2 protein-coding genes are annotated in these 3,811 nt (G+C 74.3%); both read right to left on the reverse strand.

The window, feature by feature from the left end:
* Positions 1–1,197: GGDEF domain-containing protein (locus N866_RS14515; protein WP_034227605.1), on the reverse strand; the 1,197-nt coding region annotated here is incomplete at its 3' end.
* A partial coding sequence (locus N866_RS14520) for an FtsK/SpoIIIE family DNA translocase (RefSeq protein ID WP_425393968.1) occupies positions 1,176–3,811 on the reverse strand: 2,636 nt, incomplete at its 5' end. The genes N866_RS14520 and N866_RS14515, both read right to left, overlap by 22 nt.

Below are 3,811 nucleotides of genomic sequence, written 5' to 3' on the forward strand. Positions count from 1 at the left end.
CGGGTCCTCGACGACGATGACGAACTCGTCCCCACCGAGGCGGGCGACGGTGCCCCGGCCGGCCGTCGCCGCCCGCAGGACGCCGGCCACGTGCACGAGGACCTCGTCCCCGGTGGCGTGCCCGTAGGTGTCGTTGATCGGCTTGAACTCGTCCAGGTCCACGAGGACGACGGCGACGCGGCCGGTGACGTCCGGGTGCGCCAGGGCCCGCTCGAGCGCCTCCTGCATGTGGGCCCGGTTCGCCAGCCCGGTGAGGGCGTCGTGCATCGCACGGTGCGACAGCAGCTCCGCCTGCAGGCGCGTCTCGGTGACGTCCCGGAGCTGCGCGACGAAGTTCTCCGCCGCGCCGTCCTCCGTGCGGACGAGGACCACGTCGAGGACCACCCACACCGTGTGGCCGTCGGTCCGCTGGTAGCGCTTCTCCAGCGTGAAGCGCTCGGCCTCGCCGGAGAGCAGCCGGTGGACGGCGGCGCGCTCCGCAGCCCGGTCCTCGGGGTGGGACAGCGCCGACAGGTCCCGTCCGCGCAGCGCCCGCGGCTCCGCGCCCAGCAGCTGCGACAGGGCGTTGTTGACCTGCTCCAGCCGCCACCGGGGGTCCAGGAGCGCCATGCCGATGGGCGCGTTCTCCATCGCCGCCTGGAACTGCTTCTCGGACCGCGCCAGCGCCGCCCGGATCTCCCGGGGGCCGGTCATGTCCGTGAAGGCGGTCACCAGCTCCTGACCGCCGTCGGGCGTCTCCGTGACGTGGGTCGTCACCTGCACCCAGCGGATCGCGGCCCCGGACGCCGGGACGGCACCCACCACGAGGGGCGGCGGTGCGGAGGGGCCGACGTACGTCTGCCGGGCGAACACCGACGACGGCGCCACGGGCTCGGCGGCCTCGCTGATCCACCGCACCGGCAGGTCCTCGACCGCGACGCCGAGCAGCTCCGCGCGCGGGGCGTCGGCGAGCAGCGCCATCGCCGCGTTCGCCTCCACCACACCGGCGGCGCCGTGCAGGACGACGGCGTCCCGGCCGCCCCCGAGCACGGCGGCGAGCCGCCGCGCCAGCTCCTCCACCCGACGGTCCCGGCTCTCGACGGCCCTCGTGTGACGACGCCACAGCAGCATGAGGAGGCCGCCCAGCACCAGCAGCAGGAGCAGGGCGGTCAGGGTCGGCGCGAGGGCGCCCAGGCTCAGCCGGTCGTCGGCGACCATCGCTGACCGTCGTCCGGTGCGGTGTCGTCTTCCACACCGAGCCCATCGGTCGGCATCGCGACGTCATGACCCGTTCCCGGGTCCCCTGTCCCGGCGGGCTCGCCCGGCTCCCCCCGCAGCAGGGCGAGGGTTCCCGCGAGGTCGTCGGGCTGGACCAGGACGTCGCGCGCCTTGGACCCCTCGGACGGGCCCACGATCTCCCGGGACTCCAGGAGGTCCATGAGCCGGCCCGCCTTGGCGAAGCCCACGCGGAGCTTGCGCTGCAGCATCGAGGTCGACCCGAACTGGGTCGTCACGACGAGCTCGGCGGCCTGGAGCAGGAGGTCGAGGTCGTCGCCGATGTCCTCGTCCACCTGCTTCTTCGCGGCGGGGGCGGTGACGTCCTGCCGGTACGTCGGCTTGAGCTGCGTCCGGACGTGCTCGACGACGGCGTGGATCTCGCTCTCGGCGACCCACGCGCCCTGCACGCGCATGGGCTTCGCAGCCCCCATCGGCAGGAAGAGCGCGTCGCCCTGGCCGATGAGCTTCTCGGCACCCGGCTGGTCCAGGACGACCCGGGAGTCGGTGAGGGAGGACGTCGCGAACGCGAGCCGGGAGGGGACGTTGGCCTTGATGAGGCCGGTCACGACGTCGACGCTCGGACGCTGCGTCGCGAGCACCAGGTGGATGCCGGCCGCGCGCGCCAGCTGGGTGATGCGCTGGATCGACGCCTCGACGTCGCGCGGCGCGACCATCATGAGGTCCGCGAGCTCGTCGACGATGACCAGCAGGTAGGGGTACGGGGCGATCTTCCGCTCGCTGCCGGGCAGCGGCTTGACCTTGCCCGACCGGACCCCCGCGTTGAAGTCGTCGATGTGCTTGTAGCCGAACATCGCCAGGTCGTCGTAGCGGGACTCCATCTCCCGCACCACCCACTCGAGGGCCTCGGCGGCCTTCTTCGGGTTGGTGATGATCGGCGTGATGAGGTGCGGGATGCCCTCGTAGAGGGTCAGCTCGACGCGCTTGGGGTCCACCAGGATCATCCGGACCTCGTCCGGCGTCGACCGCATGAGGACCGACGTGATCATCGAGTTGACGAAGCTGGACTTGCCCGCGCCCGTGGCCCCGGCGACCAGGAGGTGGGGCATCTTCGCGAGGTTCGCGACGATGTACCCGCCCTCGACGTCCTTGCCGACGCCGATCACCATCGGGTGCTCGCTGCGCCGCGCGGCGGAGGAGCGCAGGACGTCGCCGAGCGAGACCGTCTCGCGGTCCGTGTTGGGGATCTCGATGCCGATCGCCGACTTGCCGGGGATGGGCGAGAGGATCCGCACGTCGGCGCTCGCGACCGCGTAGGAGATGTTCCTCCCCAGCGCCGTGACGCGCTCGACCTTGACGCCGGACCCCAGCTCCACCTCGTAGCGGGTGACCGTGGGACCGCGGGAGAAGCCGGTCACCTGGGCGTCGATCTCGAACTGCTCGAAGACCCCGGTCAGGGCCTCCACGACGCGGTCGTTCGCCGCGGACCGCACCTTGTGCGCCATGCCCTTGGCCAGCAGGGACTCGGCGGGCAGCGTGTAGACGACGTCGCCCGAGAGCATCGGCTGCTCGCCGCGCGGCATGGGCGCGGGCATGGCGGGCGCCCCCGCGGTCGAGCCCCCGGCGAGGACGGTCGTCACGACGTCGTCCGGCGGGGCGACGACCTGGGTGAGCTCCGGGTCCTCCTCCGCGTCGGACGGACCGCCCACGGGCTCGGTGAGCGCGGCCGACTCGAACGCCTCGTCCCCCGCGAAGCCGCCCTCCGCCGCGCGCGCCGCGGCTGCCGCGTCCTCGTCGAGGACGGCACGCCGGCGGCCGGGCAGGCGGCGCCGGTGCTTCTCGGGACGGCCCTGCTGCTGCTCGGCGAGCGTGGGCAGGTCGGCCAGCGACTCGTCGTCGGACCCCGCGACGTCCGGGTGACGGCGGCCCGTCGCCCAGCGGTACCCGGCGCGCAGCCGGGGCACGATCTGGTGGACCGGGGTCGCGGTGATGACGAGGAGGCCGAAGACGGCCAGGAGCAGCAGGAGCGGCACCGTGACCCACACGGTGACCAGGGCCTCGAGCGGTGCGGCGACGACGTAGCCGAGGACGCCGCCCGCCTCGCGGACGGGCCCGAAGCCGTCGCGCGGCGAGGGGACGCCGGCCCCCAGGTGCACGAGGCCACAGACCGCGAGCACCACCGCGGCGAGGCCGATGACGATGCGCCCGTTGGCGTCCACCCGGTCCGGGTGCCGCATGAGGCGCACCGCGCCGGCCAGGAGGAAGAGGGGGACGGCCACCCCGACGACGCCGAAGGTGCCCGCCACGACGGCGTGGATGGCCTCCCCCGCCGCGCCGGACAGGGCCCACCACTCCCGGGCGGCCACCACGACCGCGAGGCCGAGGAGGACGAAGGCCAGGCCGTCGCGGCGGTGCGCCGGGTCGAGGTCCCGCGCCCCGGTGCCGATGCGCCGGGCCGTGCCGCCGACCACGTGGGCGCTGCCCAGGAAGACGCCGCGCACGATCCGGACCGGCAGCGACCGCTGCGGCACGGGCGTGGCCACCGTGGAGCCCCGGCCGGACGGGCGGCTCGGCGCTCCCGACCTGCCCCGGCCGG

The organism is Actinotalea ferrariae CF5-4, from assembly GCF_000603945.1.
GTDB lineage: Bacteria > Actinomycetota > Actinomycetes > Actinomycetales > Cellulomonadaceae > Actinotalea > Actinotalea ferrariae.